This is a genomic window from Acidobacteriota bacterium (genome assembly GCA_039028635.1).
GTDB lineage: Bacteria > Acidobacteriota > Thermoanaerobaculia > Multivoradales > JBCCEF01 > JBCCEF01.
This window is the reverse complement of the sequence record JBCCHV010000009.1, coordinates 43,725-63,349: the sequence shown is the minus strand read 5'-3', so window position 1 is coordinate 63,349 and position 19,625 is coordinate 43,725. Positions and strand designations below refer to the sequence as shown.

The 19,625-nt window shown below is 66.9% G+C and carries 11 protein-coding genes; 6 read left to right on the top strand and 5 right to left on the bottom strand.

The features are described 5' to 3' along the window. Positions 1-37: 37 nt before the first annotated feature. Positions 38-568, bottom strand: coding sequence for a TlpA disulfide reductase family protein (locus tag AAF604_05905; GenBank protein MEM7049171.1), 531 nt, complete (start codon positions 566-568; stop codon positions 38-40). Between the two features lie 522 nt (positions 569-1,090). After that, positions 1,091-3,904, bottom strand: a complete 2,814-nt coding sequence (locus tag AAF604_05900; GenBank protein MEM7049170.1) for a vitamin B12-dependent ribonucleotide reductase — start codon at positions 3,902-3,904, stop codon at positions 1,091-1,093. Positions 3,905-4,258: 354 nt separating this feature from the next. Between AAF604_05900 and AAF604_05895 the strand changes: the two genes are divergently transcribed. The 3 genes from AAF604_05895 (at position 4,259) to AAF604_05885 (ending at position 8,838) form a co-directional block, all read left to right on the top strand. Continuing rightward, positions 4,259-5,842: a methylmalonyl-CoA mutase family protein gene (locus AAF604_05895; GenBank protein ID MEM7049169.1), complete on the top strand. Its 1,584-nt coding sequence runs from the start codon at positions 4,259-4,261 to the stop codon at positions 5,840-5,842. Positions 5,843-5,938: 96 nt separating this feature from the next. Then, positions 5,939-7,069, top strand: coding sequence for an FIST N-terminal domain-containing protein (locus tag AAF604_05890; protein ID MEM7049168.1), 1,131 nt, complete (start codon positions 5,939-5,941; stop codon positions 7,067-7,069). Further along, on the top strand, positions 7,066-8,838 hold the full coding sequence (locus AAF604_05885; protein MEM7049167.1) for an EAL domain-containing protein: 1,773 nt from the start codon (positions 7,066-7,068) through the stop codon (positions 8,836-8,838). The genes AAF604_05890 and AAF604_05885 overlap by 4 nt, the downstream gene beginning before the upstream one ends. A 19-nt stretch (positions 8,839-8,857) precedes the next feature. Here AAF604_05885 and AAF604_05880 read toward each other — a convergent pair whose 3' ends face one another. Further along, positions 8,858-11,197 (bottom strand): hypothetical protein, encoded by a 2,340-nt coding sequence (locus AAF604_05880; protein MEM7049166.1) that lies wholly within the window; start codon positions 11,195-11,197, stop codon positions 8,858-8,860. Positions 11,198-11,403: 206 nt separating this feature from the next. On the opposite strand from AAF604_05880, the gene AAF604_05875 reads away from it, so the two are divergent. Then, positions 11,404-11,694: a putative quinol monooxygenase gene (locus tag AAF604_05875; protein MEM7049165.1), complete on the top strand. Its 291-nt coding sequence runs from the start codon at positions 11,404-11,406 to the stop codon at positions 11,692-11,694. A 174-nt stretch (positions 11,695-11,868) separates the two neighbouring features. Next, the gene (locus AAF604_05870) at positions 11,869-12,258 is read left to right on the top strand and encodes a hypothetical protein (GenBank protein MEM7049164.1); all 390 of its coding nucleotides are present in this window, start codon (positions 11,869-11,871) and stop codon (positions 12,256-12,258) included. 14 nt (positions 12,259-12,272) lie between these two features. Here the strand turns inward: AAF604_05870 and AAF604_05865 are convergent, their stop codons facing one another. Further along, complete coding sequence (locus AAF604_05865; protein ID MEM7049163.1) at positions 12,273-12,719, bottom strand: Dps family protein; 447 nt, start codon at positions 12,717-12,719, stop codon at positions 12,273-12,275. A 198-nt stretch (positions 12,720-12,917) separates the two neighbouring features. Then, positions 12,918-16,640, bottom strand: a complete 3,723-nt coding sequence (locus tag AAF604_05860; GenBank protein MEM7049162.1) for a choice-of-anchor D domain-containing protein — start codon at positions 16,638-16,640, stop codon at positions 12,918-12,920. A 249-nt stretch (positions 16,641-16,889) separates the two neighbouring features. On the opposite strand from AAF604_05860, the gene AAF604_05855 reads away from it, so the two are divergent. Continuing rightward, positions 16,890-19,181, top strand: coding sequence for a winged helix-turn-helix domain-containing protein (locus AAF604_05855; protein ID MEM7049161.1), 2,292 nt, complete (start codon positions 16,890-16,892; stop codon positions 19,179-19,181). Positions 19,182-19,625: the final 444 nt, after the last annotated feature.

The following is a 19,625-nucleotide window of genomic DNA, read 5'->3' as shown; positions in this document are numbered from 1 at the left end:
CTGCTGAGCGACTGGTATCGGCTGAAGGTAGGCGGGGTCAGCCCGCCGGGATCTCGCCGCTGACGGCCTCGTCGAGCAGGTCGCGGATCTCGTCCGCCTCCATCACGCCCGGGCGAAAGTAGGTCACCCGGCCCTCGGCGTCGGCGATCAACAACGTCGGCAGCGCCACCACGCCGAGCTCGAAGGCGAGCTCTTCGACGGGATCGAGCAACACCGGGTAATCGAAGGGCTTGCGGCTGACGAACTCCCGCACCGTCGACTCGTCCTCGCCGATGGCGATGGCGAGGAACTGCACCTGATCGGGATCGATCTCCCGGTACAGCGGCGCCAGGATCTCGGCCTGCTTGTGGCAGGGCACGCACCAGGTGGCCCAGAACTCGAGCAAAGTGACCTTGCCCTGCGCCTCGGCGAGGGCGAACTTTCCGTCGTCGAGGCTGTCCAGCTCGAAGGGCGGCAGCGGGCTGCCGAGCTCGATGGCGCCCTCGAGGAACGGCGGCTCCGGCTCGGGAGCGGCACAGGCGGCGAGGACGAGGGCGAGGGCGACGAGGAGTGCGTGGGAAAGGCGCATAGCCTTGGCAGCATAACCCGAGCGCCCGAGGGAAGGAACCGCCCGCCGAGCGAAAGCGGGAGCGGCGACCCCGGCTCCGGCGACGGCAACGCCGACGAGGTCGGTGACGCCCTCGAATGAGCGGCCCTGCATTTGGGGAGAGGACGCGCGACATGCGCGTCCGGCCAAAGGGGGGCGCCCTGAACTATCGATGGAAGATAGCGAGCCGTCTGCCAATCAGCAGACGGCTTCCGAGCCCACCGAGCGAGGCGGCGCCGGAGGCGCCGAGGTTGGAGGGTGAGCCCGCACGACATGTGCGGGCGGGCGAGGCGGCGCCTATACATCCACGAAATCGGTTGATAACAGCAAGCCGTCTGCCAAACAGCAGACGGCTCCCGAGCCCACTGGGCGAGGCGGCGCCGTAGGCGCCGAGGTTGGGGGTGAGCCCGCACGACATGTGCGTGCGGGCGAGGGGGGCGCCTTTAGCCCCCCTGAAACGACCGAGCGCTGACGAAGCCGCAGGGCGGCTTCGTCAGCAGCCTGCTAGCTGCAACCGCTGGTGGAGCCGCAGTTGTTGCACTTGTAGCAACTGCCGTTGCGCACCATGATCGCGCCGCAGGAGTGACACGGCGGCGCGTCCTGCTGGTAGAGGAAGGTCACCTTGGCGTTACTGGTGGTCGCCGCCGCGGTGTCAGCCACCGTCTCGGCGAGCTGGCGCGACGGTTCGGCCTTCTCCACCGCGTCGAGGGCCGCCGACGCCTCGTTGCTGAGCGACGCCTCCTCTTCCCGCAGAACCACCCCGGCCGCCACCTTCTCGTCGCGCGCCAGGAACTTCGACGCCAGCCAACGGAAGATGTAGTCGGTCACCGACTTGGCGATCGGGATCTCCGGGTTGCGGGTGAAGCCGGACGGCTCGAAGCGCGTGTGGCTGAACTTGTCGACCAGGGTCTGCAGCGGCACGCCGTACTGCAGGGCGATCGAGATGGCGGTGGCGAAGGCGTCCATCAAACCCGAGATGGTCGACCCTTCCTTCGCCATGGTGAGGAAGATCTCGCCCGGCATGCCGTTCTCGTAGAGACCGACGGTGATGTACCCCTCGTGGGCTCCGACCCGGAACTTGTGGGTGATCGCCCGCCGCTCGTCCGGCAGCTTGCGCCGCCGCACCGACGGCGCCGTCGCATCGCTCGTCTCGACCTCGTCCTGCTTGGTCGAGAGCGGCTGGCTGCGCTTGCTGCCATCGCGGTAAATGGCCACCGCCTTCAGCCCCAGGCGCCAGCTCTCGAGGTAAGCGTCCTGGAGATCTTCCGGCGTCGACTCCTCCGGCAGGTTGACCGTCTTGCTGATCGCGCCGGAGATGAAGGGCTGGGTCGCCGCCAGCATGCGGACGTGCCCCATGTAGTGAATCGACCGCTGGCCGTTGGCCGCCTTGAAGGCGCAGTCGAACACCGACAGGTGCTCGTCCTTGAGCGCCTCGGCACCTTCGATGGTGTCGTTCTCGTCGATGTACTCGACGATCGAACGAATGTCTTCCTTGTCGTAGCCCAGGCGCTTGAGGGCCTTGGGCACGGTGTTGTTGACGATCTTGATCATGCCGCCGCCGACCAGCTTGCGGTACTTGACCAGGGCGATGTCGGGCTCGACGCCGGTGGTGTCGCAATCCATCATGAAGGCGATGGTGCCGGTCGGCGCCAGCACCGAGATCTGGCTGTTGCGCAGACCGTCGGCGTCGCCGAGCTCGATGGTGGTGTCCCAGGAAGCCTTGGCGGCCTGCAGCAGGTCCATCGGCACGTGGGCGACGTCGATGTCCTTGAGGGCATCGCGGTGCTTGCGCATCACCCGCATCATCGGCGCGCGGTTGATTTCGAAGCCGGCGAAGGGCCCCTTGACGGCGGCGATGCGGCCGGACTGGGCGTAGGCCGAACCGGACATCAGGGCGGTGATGGCGCCGGCGTAGTCGCGACCGGCATCCGAATCGTAGGGCAGGCCACGGGCCATCAGCAGCGCGCCGAGGTTGGCGAAGCCGATGCCGAGGGGACGGTAGAGATGGGAGTTCTCGGCGATCTTCGGCGTCGGGTAGCTGGCGTTGTCGACGATGATCTCCATCGCCGAGATCACCACCTCGCAGGTGTGGCGGAAGCTATCCGTGTCGAAGCCCTCGTCCTCGTCATAGAACTTCAGCAGGTTGAGGGACGCCAGGTTGCAGGCGGTGTCGTTGAGAAACATGTACTCGCTGCAGGGATTGCTCGAGTAGATGCGATCGGTGTTGGCGCAGGTGTGCCAGTCGTTGATCGTGGTGTCGTACTGCATACCCGGATCGCCGCACACCCAGGCCGCCTCGGAGATCATGTCCATCAGATCGCGAGCGCGGTAGGAGTCCATCGGCTGGCCGTCGGTGACCGCCCGGGTCTGCCACTCGTTGTCCGCTTCGACCGCCTTCATGAAGTCGTCCGAGACCCGCACCGAGTGGTTGGCGTTCTGATACGAGATCGAGTCGTAGGCGCCGCCCGGAACGTTGAAGGCACCGTCGTAGCCGGACTCGATCAGGGCCCAAGCCTTCTTCTCCTCGATCTCCTTGCACTGCACGAACTCGACGATGTCCGGATGGTCGACGTCGAGGATCACCATCTTGGCGGCGCGACGCGTCTTGCCGCCGCTCTTGATGACGCCGGCGAAGGCGTCGAAGCCCTTCATGAAGGAGACCGGGCCGGAGGCCGTGCCGCCGCCGGCGAGATGCTCCTTCGAGGAGCGCAGGGACGACAGGTTGGAACCGGTGCCGGAGCCGAACTTGAACAGCATGCCCTCGGTGCGGGCGAGGCCGAGGATCGACTCCATGGTGTCTTCCACCGAGTTGATGAAGCAGGCCGAGCACTGCGGCAGCTCCTCGATGCCGACGTTGAACCACACCGGCGAGTTGAAGCAGGCGAACTGATTGAGCAGGATGTGCTTGAGCTCGGCATGGAAGGTCTCGGCATCGACCTGACTGGCGAAGTACCCCCCATGGCGTCCCCAGTCGGTCATCGTGTCGACCACGCGGCTGATCATCTGGCGCACGCTCGACTCCCGCTGGGGCGTGTCGAGCTGCCCCCGGAAGTACTTGCTGACCACCACGTTGGTCGCCGTCTGGGACCAGAACTTCGGGACCTCGACATCCTTCTGCTCGAATACCGACTCACCCTTTTCGTTGGCAATCAGGGCATCACGCCGTTCCCATTCGACCGCGTCGAAGGGGTCGACGCCGGGCTCCGTGAACTTCCGCTCGAACACGAGCCCGGGGGAGGCGGCGCGCGGCGCTTCGTCTCCCAGGGATCCCGACCGATTGCTCGGGTTATGCGACTGGATGGTCGGTTCGGTCGCCATCTTCTCTCCTTAGAATTCTCAACTGAACGTTTCGCTCTACGCCGACACTTCTCGAGGTCACGGAATGGACTGCAAGAACTACAGAAAACAACGAGACAAGGCAGAGCCGCGCGGGGCCTAGCCTCGCCGCTCGTTCTGCCCAATCCGGGGTCCCACTTCCCGGAGACGCAAGTTCGACTCGAAAGTCGAGGTGTAGGATAAGCACTACATCTTGTGGTGTCAAGAGCGAGAAAGCAGACATCTTGTGTCACGGCGCGGCGTTGTCGAGCGCGCTGCAAACCCTTGGAGGGGCTTGCCTAGCGGCGATTCGAGGGCACTTCCGGCCGCTTTCGAGGGGTGCATATAATCCGCTCCATGGGGAGCCCATCGAAGAGCGCCGAAGAGCGCCGTACGACATCCGACATCACGGTCGAGCCGAGCTACGGCTCGGCGACCGAAGGAGGTGAGGCACCGGGACGCTTTCCCTTCACCCGCGGCCTCTATCCGGAGATGTACCGCAAGCGTCTCTGGACCATGCGGCAGTATGCCGGCTACGCCAGTGCCGACGAGTCGAACGCCCGCTACCGCTACCTGCTGGCCCAGGGCACCACGGGCCTGTCGGTGGCCTTCGACCTGCCCACCCAGATCGGCTACGACTCGGACGAGGCCATCGCCCGCGGCGAGGTCGGCCGAGTGGGCGTCGCCATCGACTCGATCGACGACATGCGGCGCCTGTTCGACCAGATCCCGCTGGATCAGGTCACCACCTCGATGACGATCAACTCGACGGCGGCCATCCTGCTCGCCCTCTACCTGGCGGTGGCGGAAGAGCAGGGCGTCTCCTGGGAGCAGGTCGGCGGCACGGTTCAGAACGACATCCTCAAGGAGTATGCCGCCCGCGGCACCTACATCTACCCGCCCGGTCCCTCCCTCCGGCTGGTCACCGACATCATCGCCTTCTGTGCCGACCGGGTACCGCGCTGGAACACCATCTCGGTTTCCGGCTACCACATCCGGGAAGCCGGCTCGACCGCCGTCCAGGAGGTCGCCTTCACCCTCGCCAACGGCCTCTGCTACCTCGAGGCGGCGATCGAGCGCGGTCTCGACATCGACGCCTTCGCGCCGCGGGTTTCCTTCTTCTTCAATGCCCACAACAACTTCCTCGAAGAGGTGGCGAAATTTCGCGCCGCGCGGCGCCTGTGGGCCCGGCTGGTCAAGGAGCGCTTCGCGCCGCGCAACGAGCGCTCCCTCTGGCTGCGCTTCCACACCCAGACGGCGGGCTCGACGCTGACCGCCCAGCAGCCCCAGAACAACGTCGTGCGGGTGGCGCTGCAGGCGCTGGCGGCGGTCTGCGGCGGCACCCAGTCGCTGCACACCAACGCCCTCGACGAAGCCCTCGGCCTACCCACCCAGCAAGCCGCCCAGATCGCCCTCCGCACCCAGCAGGTGATCGCCCACGAGAGCGGCGTCGCCGAGGTCGCCGACCCCCTCGGCGGCTCCCACGTGGTCGAAGCCTGGACCGACGAGATCGAGGCCCGCGCACTCCAGTACATCGCCAAGATCGACGAGCTCGGCGGCGCCCGCGCCGCCATCGAGCAGGGCTTCCAACAGGGCGAGATCGCCGACGCCGCCTACGCTCACCAACGCGCCCTGGAGGACGAGAAGACGCGCGTCGTGGGGGTCAACGCCCACCGCGTCGAGGAAGAGGAGCCCACCGACATCCTGGAGATCGATCCCCGCCTCGAGGTCGAGCAGGTCGAGCGCCTGCGCGCCTTCAAAGAGCAGCGCGACGCCGGCGCCGTCGACCGAGCGCGCCACGGTTTGCGGCAGGCGGCCGGCGAAGATCACAACCTGATGCCTCCGATCCTGACGGCGGTGCGCGCCGGCGTCACTCTCGGCGAGATCTCCCACACGCTGCGCGAAGTCTTCGGCGAGCATCGCGACACCGGCTTCGACTAGAACGACCCAGCGCTCCCCACGACGACCCTCCGAAACTCTCGCCCTCGACACCCGCCACAACCCGATCACCACCGGCACAACCCGATCACCACCGGCATGCAGAGCCTCGTCATAGCCCTCGAGCCGGATCGCCCGCTGGCCGACCAACTGGCTGAGATCGAGTGCGCGCAGCCCGATCTGGTTCTCGCCTGGCTGCCTCCCGGCGACGGCCTGCAGGATGCCCTCGAAGCCCTCGCCAACCGCTGGCCCGAAAGTCCCGTCTGCGGCAGCGAAGCCGTCCGTCAGTTCGTCGACGGCCACACCTGCCGTGACGGCGTCCTGCTGCTCCTCGAGCTCGAGAACCCCGCGAGCCGGGTCACGGTGGAGGTGTTCGACGAGGCCACCGGCGCCGCCGAGTTCGGCCATCGCCTCGCCGACGGCTCCCAGCACCACCAGAGCGGCCTGATCCTGGTCGACGGCCTGCGCTTCTCCCTCACCCGGGCCCTCGACGCCCTGCAGTCGAGCCTCGACGGCGGCTCCTGCCGTACCGTGATGGCCGGCGGCAGAGCATCCCAGGGAGCCCGCTTCGAAGGTCCTGGGGCGCGCGTCTTCTCGAGCCGCCGAATCCTTCCCGCCGGCGCCCTCGCGGTGTGGTTCGACGGCATCGAGGCGTCCCTCGAAGTCTTCGCCGAGTGGCAGCCGGCAGGGCCCTTCTACACCGTCACGGCGGCCGACGGCAGCACCCTCTACGAGATCGACGGCGAGCCCGCCACCACCTGGTTTCGGCGCTTCTTCGAGGTCGAGGGAGAGCTCGCCCCGCTGCCCTTCTCGGCGCTGCGGTTCCCGCTCATTCTGGAGGGCGCCGACGAGGATCGCCGCGGCCTCTTCCGCACCTTGCGAGCCTTCGACGATCCCCCCGGCTGCGTCACCTTTTGGGGTGACTTTCGCATCGGCGAGCGAATTCGCTTCGGCATCCCGAGCGACAAGTCTCTGCTCCAGGCCGGCTACCGCCGCGCCCTCGCCTCCTCCTTCCGCAGCGAGGTCGGTCTGCTGTTCTCCTGCTACGGCCGCGAGGTGCTCCTCGGCGAGCGCGCCGAGGAAGAGCCGGCCGATCTCCACCGCGCCCTCGGCGGCGCCCCGCTGGCCGGCCTCTCGACCTTCGGCGAGATCGGACCCAGCCGTTCCGGGTCGATTGCCCTCTACAACCAGACAGCGATTCTGCTGCGCCTCCGGGAGCTGCCGCGATGAGCGATCCCAGGACCGAAAACGCCATTCTGCGCAATCTCCTGGCGCACACCACCCACGCCTACGAGCAGCAGGTCAAGGCCCTCTCGGCGGAGAAAGAGCTCGCCCTGGTGACCCTCGCCTCGATCGCCGACGGCGTCATCACCACCGGCCCGGACGAACGCGTCGAGTACCTCAACCCGGTGGCCGAGCACCTCACCGGCTGGAGCGCCGACGAGGCCCGCGACCGGCCCCTCGACCAGGTTTTCCGGCTGGTCACCGAATCCACCGGTGAGCCCATCGAGCCGCCCCCCGGTTGGAGCCTCGCCAAGCACGGCACGGTGCGGCTGATGGATCGCACCACGCTGCTGCGCCGCGACGGCGCTCGCTTCGCCGTCGAGAGCTCGCTGTCGCCGATCCGCGACTCCGAGGACCGCCTCCTGGGCACCGTCATCGTCTTCCAGGACGTCTCCGAGAAGCGCCTTCTGGCCCTCCAGCTCGCCCACCAGGCGACCCACGACGCCCTCACCGGCCTGCTCAACCGCCAGGCCTTCGACGCCCGCCTCTACGCCGCCCTCGACAAGGCCCGCAGCTCGAAGCGAACCCAAGTGCTGGCCTACATGGATCTCGATCAGTTCAAGGTGGTCAACGACACCTGTGGCCACTTCGCCGGGGACGAGCTGCTGGTCCGGGTGACGGCCCTCCTGCAGGAGACGATCCGAGAAGACGGCATCGTCGCCCGCCTCGGCGGCGACGAGTTCGGCCTCCTGCTGTCGGCCGACAGCCGCGCCAAGGCCTTCGATCGCGTGACCGCCATCCACCGCTCCCTCGACCAGCTCCGCTTCCTGTGGCAAGACAAGTCCTTCGCCTGCCGCGCCAGCATCGGCCTGGTGCCCCTCGGCCCGCAGTTCGAGAGCGTCGCCCACCTGATGAGCGCCGCCGACCACGCCTGCTACGTGGCCAAGGACAAGGGCCGCAACCGTATCCAGGTCTACCAGCCGGCGGCCGCCGAGTTCGTGCGCCGCCACGGCGAGATGAACTGGGTGGTGCGCATCCAACAAACCCTCGAAGAAGACCGCTTCCGCCTCTACGGCCAAACCATCCGCCCGACCGTCCAGGACGGTCGGAGCAAGCGCTCCTTCGAGGTCCTGCTGCGCATGGAAGAGGCCCCCGGCGAGGTCCACAACCCGAGCGAGTTCATTCGCGCCGCCGAACGCTACGGCCTGATGCGCAGCATCGACCGTTGGGTGCTGCGCACCACCCTGGCGACCCTCGCGGAGCTCGAGCCGGCGGAGCTCGACGGCGTCGAGCTCTGCTGGATCAACGTCTCGGCGGTGTCGATCGGCGACGAGAACTTCCTGCGCTTCGTCCTCGAGCAGCTCGCCGAGACCGGCGTGCCGACGGACAAGCTCTGTCTCGAGATCACCGAGACCGCCGCCATCGCCAACCTGCATCAGGCCAAGGGCTTGATCCAGGAGCTGTCGAGCCGCGGCTGTCGCTTCGCCCTCGACGACTTCGGCAGCGGCATGTCCTCCTACGGCTACCTCAAGGACCTACCGGTCGACTTTCTCAAGATCGACGGCCACTTCATCCAGGACATGGTCACCGACCGCCTCGACCGCGCCATGGTCGAGTCCATCCACCGCCTCGGCCACCTGCTCGGCATGAAAACCGTCGCCGAGTCGGTCACCAGCCCCGCCGCCGAGAAGCTCCTCGCCGAGATCGGCGTCGACTTCATCCAGGGCCACTGGGTCGCCGAGCCCAAGCCCCTGGAGGCCCTGGCGCGGGATTGAGCCGGCGCCCGGCGGACGATCAGGAAACGCTCGCCGACCAGGCCAGGGTGTCGCCGGACTCGAAGCCGTCGACGAAGATCGGACAGGCGTTGGCGGGATCGCCGTCGTCGCAGTCGACGTCCGCACACAGGCCATCATCGTCGCCGTCGCCGGTGGCGTCGTCGCCGAAACAGAGATCACAGCCGTCCGGAACCTGGTCGCCATCCTCGTCGGCACCATCGTCGAAGCCCGGGCAGACATCGGAGCCATCGCACACCCGATCGCCATCGCTGTCGCCGGTTGCGTTGTCTCCCATGCAGAGATCGCAAGCGTCGCCGATCTCGTCGAGGTCGCCGTCGGCCTGGTCCGGATCCGCCACCGCCGGACACAGATCGGCGGCATCGGTGACTCCATCTTCGTCGCCGTCGCGGGCCTCGAAGGCCCCCGCATCGCAGGCATCGGCGAGGTTGGGCACGCCGACGACGTCCTCCCGCCGCAGCTGGCCGCGGGCATCATCGAAGACTCCGGACTCGCCACAGCTTCCCCAGTCCACCGCCCAACTGGTCTGGTCAATCGCCGCCGTCGGCAGGCAGGAGCCATCGGGCAGGGTCCCGTAACAGCCGTAGTCGGCCACCGGATAGAGCTCGGGATCGAGCCCGACGATGTCTCCGAAGGCCGCGAACTCACAGGTCGCATCCGGTTCGAGCACCAGGTTGTAGCCGGAGGAGGAGACGACGCCGGCGGCGAAGCAGTCCTCCGCCAGCGGGTCCTCCTCGGCTCGCGTGATGGTGTTTCCGCTGACGATCGAGTTGCTGATCGCGAGCTCATCGCTAGCGGCGATGTAGAGGCCGCCGCCCTCGGCGTCGCCATCCGTCAAGCCGGGATCGGCATCGCCGGCGATCGCCTGGTTGCCGGTCAGGGTGAGATGGGCGGCGTCGAGACGCCCGCCGCTCTGCTCACCATAGAAGATGGCGCCGCCCCGCGCCGACCCGCCGGAGCGCTCCTGGCCCTGCCCGTCACCGGCCCGGGCCGAGCTGTCCGCCACCGTCACGTTGCGCAAGGTGACCTCGTCGCTGATCCAAAGAGCCCCGCCCGCGGCGTCCCCGGCGGCCGCCGAGTCGAGCGGCGAAACCCCGCAGCCGAGGAAGGTCGAGCGCTCGATCCGAACGCCATCGAAAGCCAAGATCGCGCCGCCGCGCCCATTCGAGGTCGGTCCGCCGAAGCGTGCCTGGTTGTCGCGGAACAGGCTGTCGAGCACCACCGTGTCCGGCGAGCTGCTAAACAGCCCGCCACCCTCGGCGAACCCGGCTCCCTGGCAGAGGGTCTCCGCCACCACCACTCGATCGAGCAGCGGATCTCCCGACGAGGTCGAGTAGACGGCTCCGCCGGAACAACCCGACAGCGAGATGGCTTGAATGCGAGCGAAAACGGTGTTGCGAATCTGGGTCTGCTGATTGGTGTAGAGCGCGCCCCCCTGCACGCCATTGCCGCTCGCCACCAAATCCGTCACGGAGGAGCCATCGAGGATGAAGGAGACGAAGGAGCTGTTGCTGGCGTAGAGGACTCCCCCCTGGAAGGAGCGAGAAGACCTCATCTCGAGGTCGGTGAAGGAGCATCCTGAGACTTCGGTGTCGGTGCTCGTGGCGAGAACCCCGCCCTGAAAGGTGTTTTCCCCCTCGACGTCGAGATCACGAAAGGCCACCCCACGCAGAGCGATCGGCCCCGAAAATGACTCGCCGAAGATCACACCACCGCGGAGGTTGAAGACCGCGATCGTGATCTCCTCGAAGACACCCCCTTCGATGACCACCTGAGAGCTACGGCTGTGGAGAAAGCCACCATCGAAGTTGACTCCAGTCCCGAGGGTGTGGTGATCGCGCACCGTCACGTCGACCAGCGTCAACTCGGTCCCGGAGGCGGTCGCAATGCCGCCCCCGAAGCCATTCGCGGAGGCTACGAAACAACCCTCTTCGAAGCTCAAGCCCTCGAGCACCAGCGAACCCGCCTCGAGATTGAAAAAGCGGAAGCCCAACCCCGCCGCGGAGCAGGTCGCGCCCAGGGAGCTGCGAATCACCCGACCGAGCCCGGCTCGGATGGTGAGGTCGTCGGTGATGTCCGGGAGGCCGGCCTGCCCCCCTCCCTGGTTCGTCGAGCCGGCATCAGGCCCGGTGAGGGTGACATCGGCATCGAGCACGATGGTGTCGGCGCCGAAGTCGCCCTCGGGACAGCCGCCGGTGGCGGTGTCGCTATTGGCCGCGACGATGGCGTCGGCCAGGCTGCAGGTGACGCCGTCGGCGTGAATCTCGGCGGCCTCCGTCTCGCCGCCGGGGATAAGAAGGAGACCGCACAGAAGGGCAAGGCAAAAGGCAATGGACCGCATGGCATTTCTCCGGGGAATTGGGCATCAGCGCCACAGCACCCGGTACAGCGCAGAATCGCTGCAGGCAGTCTCACGGCGATCCCCGCAGGCGTCCTCAGCGGTTTCGAATCGCCTGCCCTCCACTTCGCGCCGCCCCCTTGGTCCTCGGCATCGGCTGGTGGATACTGCGCCCGACGGATCCCATCCCAAGACCAGGAGAAGCCGAAATGCCCAAGCTCACCATCGTCGCCCACATCACCGCCCATCCCGCCCAGGTCGACTTCGTCAAGGCGCAGCTCGAGGGCCTGGTGGCGACCACCCGCCGGGAGGCCGGCTGCCTGCAGTACGACCTGCACCAGGACAACGACAACCCGGAACACTTCATGTTCTACGAGAACTGGGAGTCTCGGGAGCTCTGGCAGGACCACATGAACGCGCCCCACCTGCAGGCCTACAAGCAGGCCACCGAAGGCGCCGTCGCCGAGTTCGCCCTCTACGAAATGACCCCCGTCGACTGAGCGCCGGCGGCAGTCTCCGGTGCCGATCGCCAACGGCGCTGAGTTCGGTGTAAGAATCAGGCGTCTGGAGATCGAGAGACTCGATCTCCGCCACGACCTTCTCCGCCAGGCCAGGACCGGCCCGTCGGCCTTGGCTGGCGACCCGATACGCCCAACCCATCCGAGGAAATCGTCATGACGTCCAATATGCCCGTGACCACGATCGCCTATGGCCTGATCCTGATCATCATCGGTGTCGTCGGATATTTCGCCACCGGCCAGGCCAGCGTGACCGCCTTGATCCCCGCCTTTCTTGGCGCCCTCGCCGCCCTTTGCGGCTTCATCGGCCGCAACGAGCGCTTCCTCAAGCACGCCATGCACGGTGCCGCCATGGTCGGCCTGCTCGGGGCCCTCGGCACGCTGCGCGCCCTGCCCCAGCTCCCCAGCCTGTTCAACGGCACCGCGGAGCGCCCGGCGGCGCTCCTCTCCCAGATTCTGACCCTGCTGCTGTCGGTGATCTTCGTGGTGCTCTGCGTGCGATCCTTCATCGCGACCCGGCGAGCCCGCGCCGCCGCCGGCGGTTAGGCGGCGAAGGGCGCCTACTCGAGATGGCTGCGCAGCATCCAGGCGGCCTTCTCGTGGACGTCGATGCGTCGCACTCCGAGGTCACCGCTGGCGTCGTCGCCGACCGCTTCCGCGGCCCGCACCAGGGCGCGAGCTGCGGCGACGATGGTCTTGGCGTCGGCGGCGAGGTGTTCGATCATCGCGATGGCGGAGGGCACGCTGGCATCTTCCTCGACCGTCGCCAAGGCCTTGAACTGCGAGTAGCTGCCGGGCGCCGGATGCCCCAGGGCGCGGATTCGCTCGGCGATCTCGTCGACCGCCACGGCGAGCTCCGAGTACTGCGTCTCGAACAGCGTGTGCAGGGTGGTGAACATCGGACCGGTGACGTTCCAGTGGTAGCTGTGGGTTTTCAGGTAGAGCGTGTAGGTATCCGCCAACAGGCGTTCCAGAGCTTCGACGACACTCTGCTTATCGTCCACCATTGGGATCTCCTCCGCGGCTCGCGTCGAGCCCTCTCCAAGAATCGGGAATGGCGGCCTGCGGCCGCCAAATCGGGGTACGAAAACAGCGCCGACCACGAAGGTCGGCGCCTTTCTTAAATCAACAGCGCCAGCGAGAGGGACATTCCTGCTCTCTCCAAGCCGTCCCGTCGACGCCGAGAAACGCCGCCCGCCGCGAGATCAGAGCCCCGTCCCGGTGAGAGTGACCGCATGGGAGCGGAGATTGGAGTCATAGTCCTTGATCACCAACGACGAGACCGCCGTCCCCACCTGATCCGGCGCAAAGCGCACCGTCAGGTCGGTGCAGGAACCGGCCGCGACCGTGGCACTGGGGGCCTGGTCGAGGTAGAAGGCCGCGACCAATCCCTTGATCGACACCTGGTCGAGGAGCAAGGTGCTGGGGCTCGGACCGTCGTTGCAGACGGTGAAGGTCTTGCTCGTCGAAGCGGAGCCCACCGTCACCGGGCCGAAGTCGACGGAGCCACCATCCGGGATGACCGCACCGCCGTCTCCTTCGAGCCGAAGCACCGGCGGGTTGCAGCTCACCGTCACGTTGCGGTTCAGGCGCGTACCGAACCAGGCGACGCCGGAGCGCAGAAGCTGCCAGTCGCTCAAGGAAGTGCCGGCAATCGGCGGCGCCATGATCGGCCAGATGAAGGTGTGGCTCTCCCCCGGCGCGACCGTCACCCCGGCCGGCAGGCGATGCCGGATGGTCTCCGTGAAAGGATCGCTGTTGCCCACCGCTCCGAGCTGAATGCCCTCGTCCCGGCTCCAGGTGGTGGTGCCGGTGTTCTCGAGGGTGAGCGAGGCGGTGGCGGTTTCGCCGCAACCGATCTGATCCGAGAAGCTCAGCGAGAGAATCTGCGCATCATCGACCGGATTCGCCACCTCGAAGGTCATCTCGGCGATGCCTTCGAGGGGGGTTCCGTTGCCGTTGATCGCTCGCACCAGGAGCGTGTGCATGCCGGGAGCGAGGCCGAGGTCCGCTGGATCGAGACGCCCCGAGAAGGCACTATCGCCATCGCAGCGCGCCCCCGGAACCTCAGCGCAGGTCCAGGCGTCCGGCTGATGGGTGGCAAAGCCCTCGAGCTGGACCCGCTGGCCGTCGATGTAGGTTTCGACCCCGGCGATACCGTTCCGGTCGTCGCGGGCCACGCCTCGGATCACCAAGTCGCCAGCCACCGAATCCTGCAAGTTGGTTCTCAAGTAGACGATGGGACCCTGGTGATACGTGGACGGTCCCTGCGATCGACCCACGGAGCAATAGACCTCGTAGATCAGATAGATCGTGGTGTGACTTCCGATGACTTCACCGGCGGAGCCGGTCGAGAACACCGTTGCCTCCTCGAAGCGAAAGCCCTGCAGCTCACAGGTCGGCCCGGGACGCTCCTCCCGGCACAACTGCGGCGAGACCAGGCAGGCATCTCGTCCCGGCAGCAGGCAAAACACCTCGATGTCGTCGATGTCCTGATCTTTCACCGTGCCCGAGCCATTGGCCACCGAGCAGATGGTGCCGGCCGACGATGCGACCGCCGAGACCCGGTAGGTCACGCCACGTGACACCGGTTCCGGAAAGGTGTACGAGCCGGGGCCGCTGACCTCGACGAGCTGCTCGCCCTCGCAGCTCTCGAGCTTGGCGACGAAGTCTTCGGTCCCGGTCGCACCCTGGAGACGCCGGAACGCGGCAGTGAAGCCAATGCTCTGTCCGGAGGCACGCATCGGGCAGGGATCCGGTACCCCATTGCACTCGACCTCGGCAATCTCCACCGAGCTCCCCGCCGGACCGACCAGGGGCGTCCCCAGGTTCTTTCCCTCCACCGTGCAGTCGGCGCCGGTGGTCTCCTGTACGAAGGTCACCACGGAGCCCCGCGGCACGCTCGGATGGAAGGCGAAGGAGCCGTTGGTCGAGAGAGTGCGCGATGCAAAAAAGTCCGGGAAGGTCTCGCTGCTGACATTGGCGATGACGCGGATCTGCTGGCCCGGGGTGAGCCCTGAAACGGTTCCCGTGAGTCGGGTTCGCGGACAGTTGACGGCGTTCGAGCAGGAGCACTCGAAGGAGGCGGTGAAGCCTTCGCCTCCCGGCGTCAAGGTGCGGTGATAGCCGCTGGTCGGTGAGCATTCGCGGTCCCTCGAATCGACGATTCCCGGCGTCTCGACCTTGCTGGCCATCACCTCGAAGGAGGACCCTTCGGAACAGACCACGATCTCCTGAATCTCGACCGGTGCCGAGCCATCGAAGGTCACCGTGTTCTGATGTTGTACCGGGCCGCCGAGGCAGGTCGCGGTGACGTCGACCGTCTCGCCGGCGCTGAGCCCCTCGACCTGAGCGCGAATCGGCTGACCCTCGCAGCTTCCACAGAGGTTGTTGTACTGCAGGAAGTTGTCGCAGTAACAACACTCGGCCTCGTCCTTGATCTGGTTGAGCTGACCTATCGCCTCACTTGGTGAGATCGGCGTGCAGCCCATCAGAGTCGAGTCGATCGAAGAAAAGCATCCAACCATGCACGAGAGGGTGGGATCCGGTGCGAGCGCGCAGGGACACGAAGCCAGCACACCGGCGATCGATACGGCGCAGTTGCGCGAGAGAAAAAAGAAGAAGTCTTCGACCACCTGAGCCGATCGATCACAGAAGGTCGCGCCGCAGGAGTCGAGCGCCGTCGGATCATCACAGCCGTCCTCGAGAAATGCCGGCGGAAGGCCCGAAGTTTTCTGCGGACCGCCCAGCATGCCGTCCATCGAACCGGCCAGGAAGCTCGGCAGGGACTCCGCCGCCTGGAACAGTCGGCCGGTTTCTGCAATCAGCAGATCGAGATCTCGGTGGGTTTCGATCGATTCGAGGAACCAGATCGAACCGGCGCCCTCCACCTGCCACTCCGCCAGGACACCGGCGACCACGCTCGCGCCCCCTTGCGCCTCCGTCAGGGTACCGATCACCCGATGCCAGCGCAGGTGCATCTCACGCTCGTCGGCGGCCGTGAAGGAGTGCGAGTCGATCAAGAGCCGGGTTCCGCCGATCTCGCGGAACGACCCCTGCAACACCTCCGTCGAGGTGGCCCCGTTCCAAGCCATCACCTGCCAGTCGCGAGCATCCACCGGTAGCTCACCGGCAAAGGGCGCGCCGTCCTCGAGCCACGCGTTGTGCAAGACCAAAGGACCGATGACCCGCCGAATGCGGAATCGAAAGGGCACCGCCGCGTCGTCCGCATAGTCGATGGTGACAGTCTCGGTCGCGAGGCCGAAGCCGCTGCCGGTGGTGCGCAGCGCGAACCAGCCCGCCTCGCCGGGCGGAACCTCCGAGGGAGGACTCTGAGGAAGCTCGAAGGCTCCGCCGGCGAGGGTCAGGCCGTTGCCAAGTCGAATGGTGTCGCTGCCGCGATTGCGCAGCGCAAAGGACAGCGCTTTCAGCTCGCCGGGCTCGATCCGGCCGAAGTCGATCACTTCGTCGTAGCCGATTTGCTGGCCCTGGTGCTTGACTTTGATCCGATTGCGCACTTTTCGGCGAACCCGAAACTCGAAGGGCTCTGCGGGCCCGCCCTCGAAGTGCAAGGTCACCGTCCGGGTCGCGATACCGAGGCCGGTGCCGGTGGTCTTGATCGCAAACCAGCGGGATTGGCCCTGGGGGACGACGGTGGGAGTATTGGGAATGGTGAACTCGGAACCTTCGAGGCGCACCGAGTCCGGCAGGACCATGTCTCCGGGTCCGTTGTTCTTGAGCTTGAAACTGAGTGACCGCTGCTCCCCGGGGTCGATGTCGCCGAAGTCGATCTCGTCCCCCGGGTAGACGCGCTCACTGCCCTGGCGTAGAACGAGCTGCGTCGCCTGAGCCTGCGAGACCCCGAGCACGGTCAGGGCGATCACGATGAGGAGAATCGTCTTGAGACGGAAGGCCGAAAGTAGATACATGTAGCTCTCTCCGAGATGAGGCCCGCTCCATCGGAGCGGGCACCGCGTTGAAACTTCGGCCTCCGGCCTGGGTTGATCCGGCCGCCCCTCGGCTGTCGGTGCAGGCACTCGGCCTCGTCTTCGTGTGGGTACCTGACGCGAGACGATAGGAAGCACCCATCTCGGAGTCGCCATGGGATGGCGATTTTTTGGCGATGAAGTTGCGATTCAAGGGGAGTCAATATGGGGAAACCCTATAATCCAGCCGAAATGGCAGACCCGATCGGAGCCTCAGAAGAGTCCCCTCCCAGCCTGCGCATCGGCGAGTGGACGGTCGACCCGAGCAGCGGAGAGCTGCGCCACGGGGATCACACCGTGCGACTCGAGCCCAAGCACATGGCGGTCCTCCTCCACCTGGCGCAGCGAGACGGAGCCCTGGTGTCCAAAGAGGAGCTGTTCGACAACGTCTGGACCGACGCCGTCGTGGGGGACAAGGCGCTGGTGCGCTGCATTGCCGGCCTGCGCAAGGCCTTCGGCGATGACCCGCAGCAGCCGCGCTACATCGAGACTCTGCATCGGCGCGGCTACCGCCTGATCGCGCCGGTCTCGCAGGCCACTCCCTCGGCCGGCGATCTCGCCCCACCCACCGCCGCCAACCCTGACCACCGTCGGCGCATCGCATGGCTCGGCGGTCTCGCCGGTGTCCTCGCCCTGGTCCTCCTCGGCAGCCTCGCCGCCCGGCAACCGGAGCAAGCTCAGAACCACTGGACCGACACGGCGAGCACCCTTCCCGCCGTTGTCGAGCTCGATATCCCCGTGGCCGGGCCAGACTTCGCCGTCATCGCCGCCTTCGAAAACCTCACGGCGCAGGACCGACTCGACTCTCTCGCCACGGTTTTCCGCATTGGCCTCGAGCAGTCCCACCACCTCGGGGTCATTCCCGACAGCCGCCTGCGCGGCGCCCTGGCGCGCATGGAGCGCCCGACGGACACCATCATCGATCGCCAGGTCGGCCTCGAGCTCAGCCGCCGCGAAGGTGCCGACTACCTGATCCTCGGTCAGTCGGCCCTCATCGGCGGCGTGTTCAGCCTGAGTGCGGTGGTGGTCGACCCCCAGACGGACCAAACCCTGGCAACCACCGAAGCCCGTGCCAGCAGCGAGGCCGAGCTGCTGCCGACCCTCGACGAGCTGATCTGCCAGATTCGCCGCGACCTCGGCGAGAGTCCGACCAAGCAATCACCACCGCTCGAGCGCGTCACCACCCCCCACCTCGCCGCCCTCGAGGCCTACACCCTGGGCCGGGAGGTCTGGGGACGAGGGCACTTCGAGGAAGCGGCCACCCACTACCAGAGCGCCCTCGAAATCGACCCGGATTTCGCCATGGCCCGCATCGCCCTCGGCCTCGGCTACCTCTCGGCGGAGCGACCGGAGGGCCGCCCAGAGATCGAGCGCGCTCTCGCCTCGGCCGACCGGCTGCCGCTCTTCGAGCAGCTCTACGGCCGCGCCTGGCTCGCCATGGTCGACTTCGACTACGCCGAGTCGGTGCGGCTCTGGGATCTCCTGGCCAAGCTTTTTCCAGAGAACGCCGTCGGGGAGTACAACCTCGGATTGACTCACGGAACCTATGGCGGCAACGCCGAGCTCGCCGCCGCCACCATGGGTCGCGCCGCCAGTCGTCTCGGCCCGGCCTTCAACCTCCGGCCCGCCCTTTTCGAGCTTCGATTGGGAAATGTCGACCGAGCGCTCACCCTGTTGGGACCCCAATCGGACCCACCCAGTCGCGGCCTCACCGGCTACCAAGTCCTCATCCAGCTCGCCGCCGAACGCCAGAGCCAGGCGGTGGAGCTGCTCGAGAGGCCCGAGCTCTGGCATGGCGAGGATCGCGCCTGGGGCTGGTTCTTCTACCACCTCGACCAAGGCCGCATCCCGGAAGCCCTTGAAGCTCTCGAAGAAGTTCAGCCGCCGCGGCCGGGAAGCTACTCCCAAATGCACGGCCTGGTGGCTCGTGCCCAGGTCCAGCATCTCGCCGGCGAGGTCGATGGGGCCCAGATCACGGCCAACGCCCAGACCGTGTTGCAGCATGCCGACGAGATCGCCGAGCTCGGCAACTCCCCGGTGCCGATGATGGTGGTACTCGGCACCCTCGCGGCCCGCGGCGGTGAGCTCGCAGTCGCCCGCGACCTCCTCGCCAGGGCCGGCGAGCTCAGCCAGGGTGGCGCGCCCACCCACCTCGCCCTGATCGAAGCCCTCGCCGGGGAAGTCCTCGCCGCCCAGGGCCGGCACCTCGAAGCCATCGCCCGCTTCCGAGGCGCCCTCGAACGGGCCGAAAATCTCCAGGCCATCGAGGGCCTGGCGCGCTCCCACCAAGCCATCGGCCAATCCGCCGAGGCCACCCAGCTCTTCGAAGACCTCGTCGCACGACGCGCCCAAGCCTTCGGCGAGTGCTTCGAGCTGCGCTACTACTGCATCGGTCTCGAAGCCAACATCCTGCGCTGGAATGAGGCGCGGAGCCGGCTGGCAGAGCGCGTCGAGGGCGCACGACCCCCAACCGAAGCCGAATAGCAGGTTGCTGAAAAACTCATTGGCAACCTGCTCCCGGGCCCGGAAGGGCTGGGCGCCCCCGGCCCAGCGGTGGCGCAGCCGCCGCGACGGGAGAGGAGGCCCAAGAACCACGCTTCTTGAGCCGGTGAGGGGCGCTCAGCCCGGGACGCGCAGTCAGGGGCGCGTAGCCCCTCTCGAAGAAAATGTCTAGCAGCGCTGGAAAAGTCGCAGAGCGGACTTTTTCAGCAGCCTGAAAGGGTCCGCGCCAGATAGCTGCCGAGAGACGGAGAAGAGAAGGTCAGGCTAGGGCCAGTCGCAGGATCACGGCCTGTGATCGTCCCTTCCTACGGAGAATCCTTGCAGCTCCTCAACCACCAGATCGAGGCTCGACGACTCCTCTGCATACACTCGATCGAGCCGCTCCGTCACGTCGTCATCCCGCCAACGCGCCATCCAATCGGCCAG

What these genes read in the sequence shown, in the direction of transcription:
- AAF604_05905 (MEM7049171.1), bottom strand. Translation starts at nt 568, where the DNA reads ATGCGCCTTTCCCACGCACTCCTCGTCGCCCTCGCCCTCGTCCTCGCC.
- AAF604_05900 (MEM7049170.1), bottom strand. Translation starts at nt 3,904, where the DNA reads ATGGCGACCGAACCGACCATCCAGTCGCATAACCCGAGCAATCGGTCG.
- AAF604_05895 (MEM7049169.1), top strand. Translation starts at nt 4,259, where the DNA reads ATGGGGAGCCCATCGAAGAGCGCCGAAGAGCGCCGTACGACATCCGAC.
- AAF604_05890 (MEM7049168.1), top strand. Translation starts at nt 5,939, where the DNA reads ATGCAGAGCCTCGTCATAGCCCTCGAGCCGGATCGCCCGCTGGCCGAC.
- AAF604_05885 (MEM7049167.1), top strand. Translation starts at nt 7,066, where the DNA reads ATGAGCGATCCCAGGACCGAAAACGCCATTCTGCGCAATCTCCTGGCG.
- AAF604_05880 (MEM7049166.1), bottom strand. Translation starts at nt 11,197, where the DNA reads ATGCGGTCCATTGCCTTTTGCCTTGCCCTTCTGTGCGGTCTCCTTCTT.
- AAF604_05875 (MEM7049165.1), top strand. Translation starts at nt 11,404, where the DNA reads ATGCCCAAGCTCACCATCGTCGCCCACATCACCGCCCATCCCGCCCAG.
- AAF604_05870 (MEM7049164.1), top strand. Translation starts at nt 11,869, where the DNA reads ATGACGTCCAATATGCCCGTGACCACGATCGCCTATGGCCTGATCCTG.
- AAF604_05865 (MEM7049163.1), bottom strand. Translation starts at nt 12,719, where the DNA reads ATGGTGGACGATAAGCAGAGTGTCGTCGAAGCTCTGGAACGCCTGTTG.
- AAF604_05860 (MEM7049162.1), bottom strand. Translation starts at nt 16,640, where the DNA reads ATGTATCTACTTTCGGCCTTCCGTCTCAAGACGATTCTCCTCATCGTG.
- AAF604_05855 (MEM7049161.1), top strand. Translation starts at nt 16,890, where the DNA reads ATGGCAGACCCGATCGGAGCCTCAGAAGAGTCCCCTCCCAGCCTGCGC.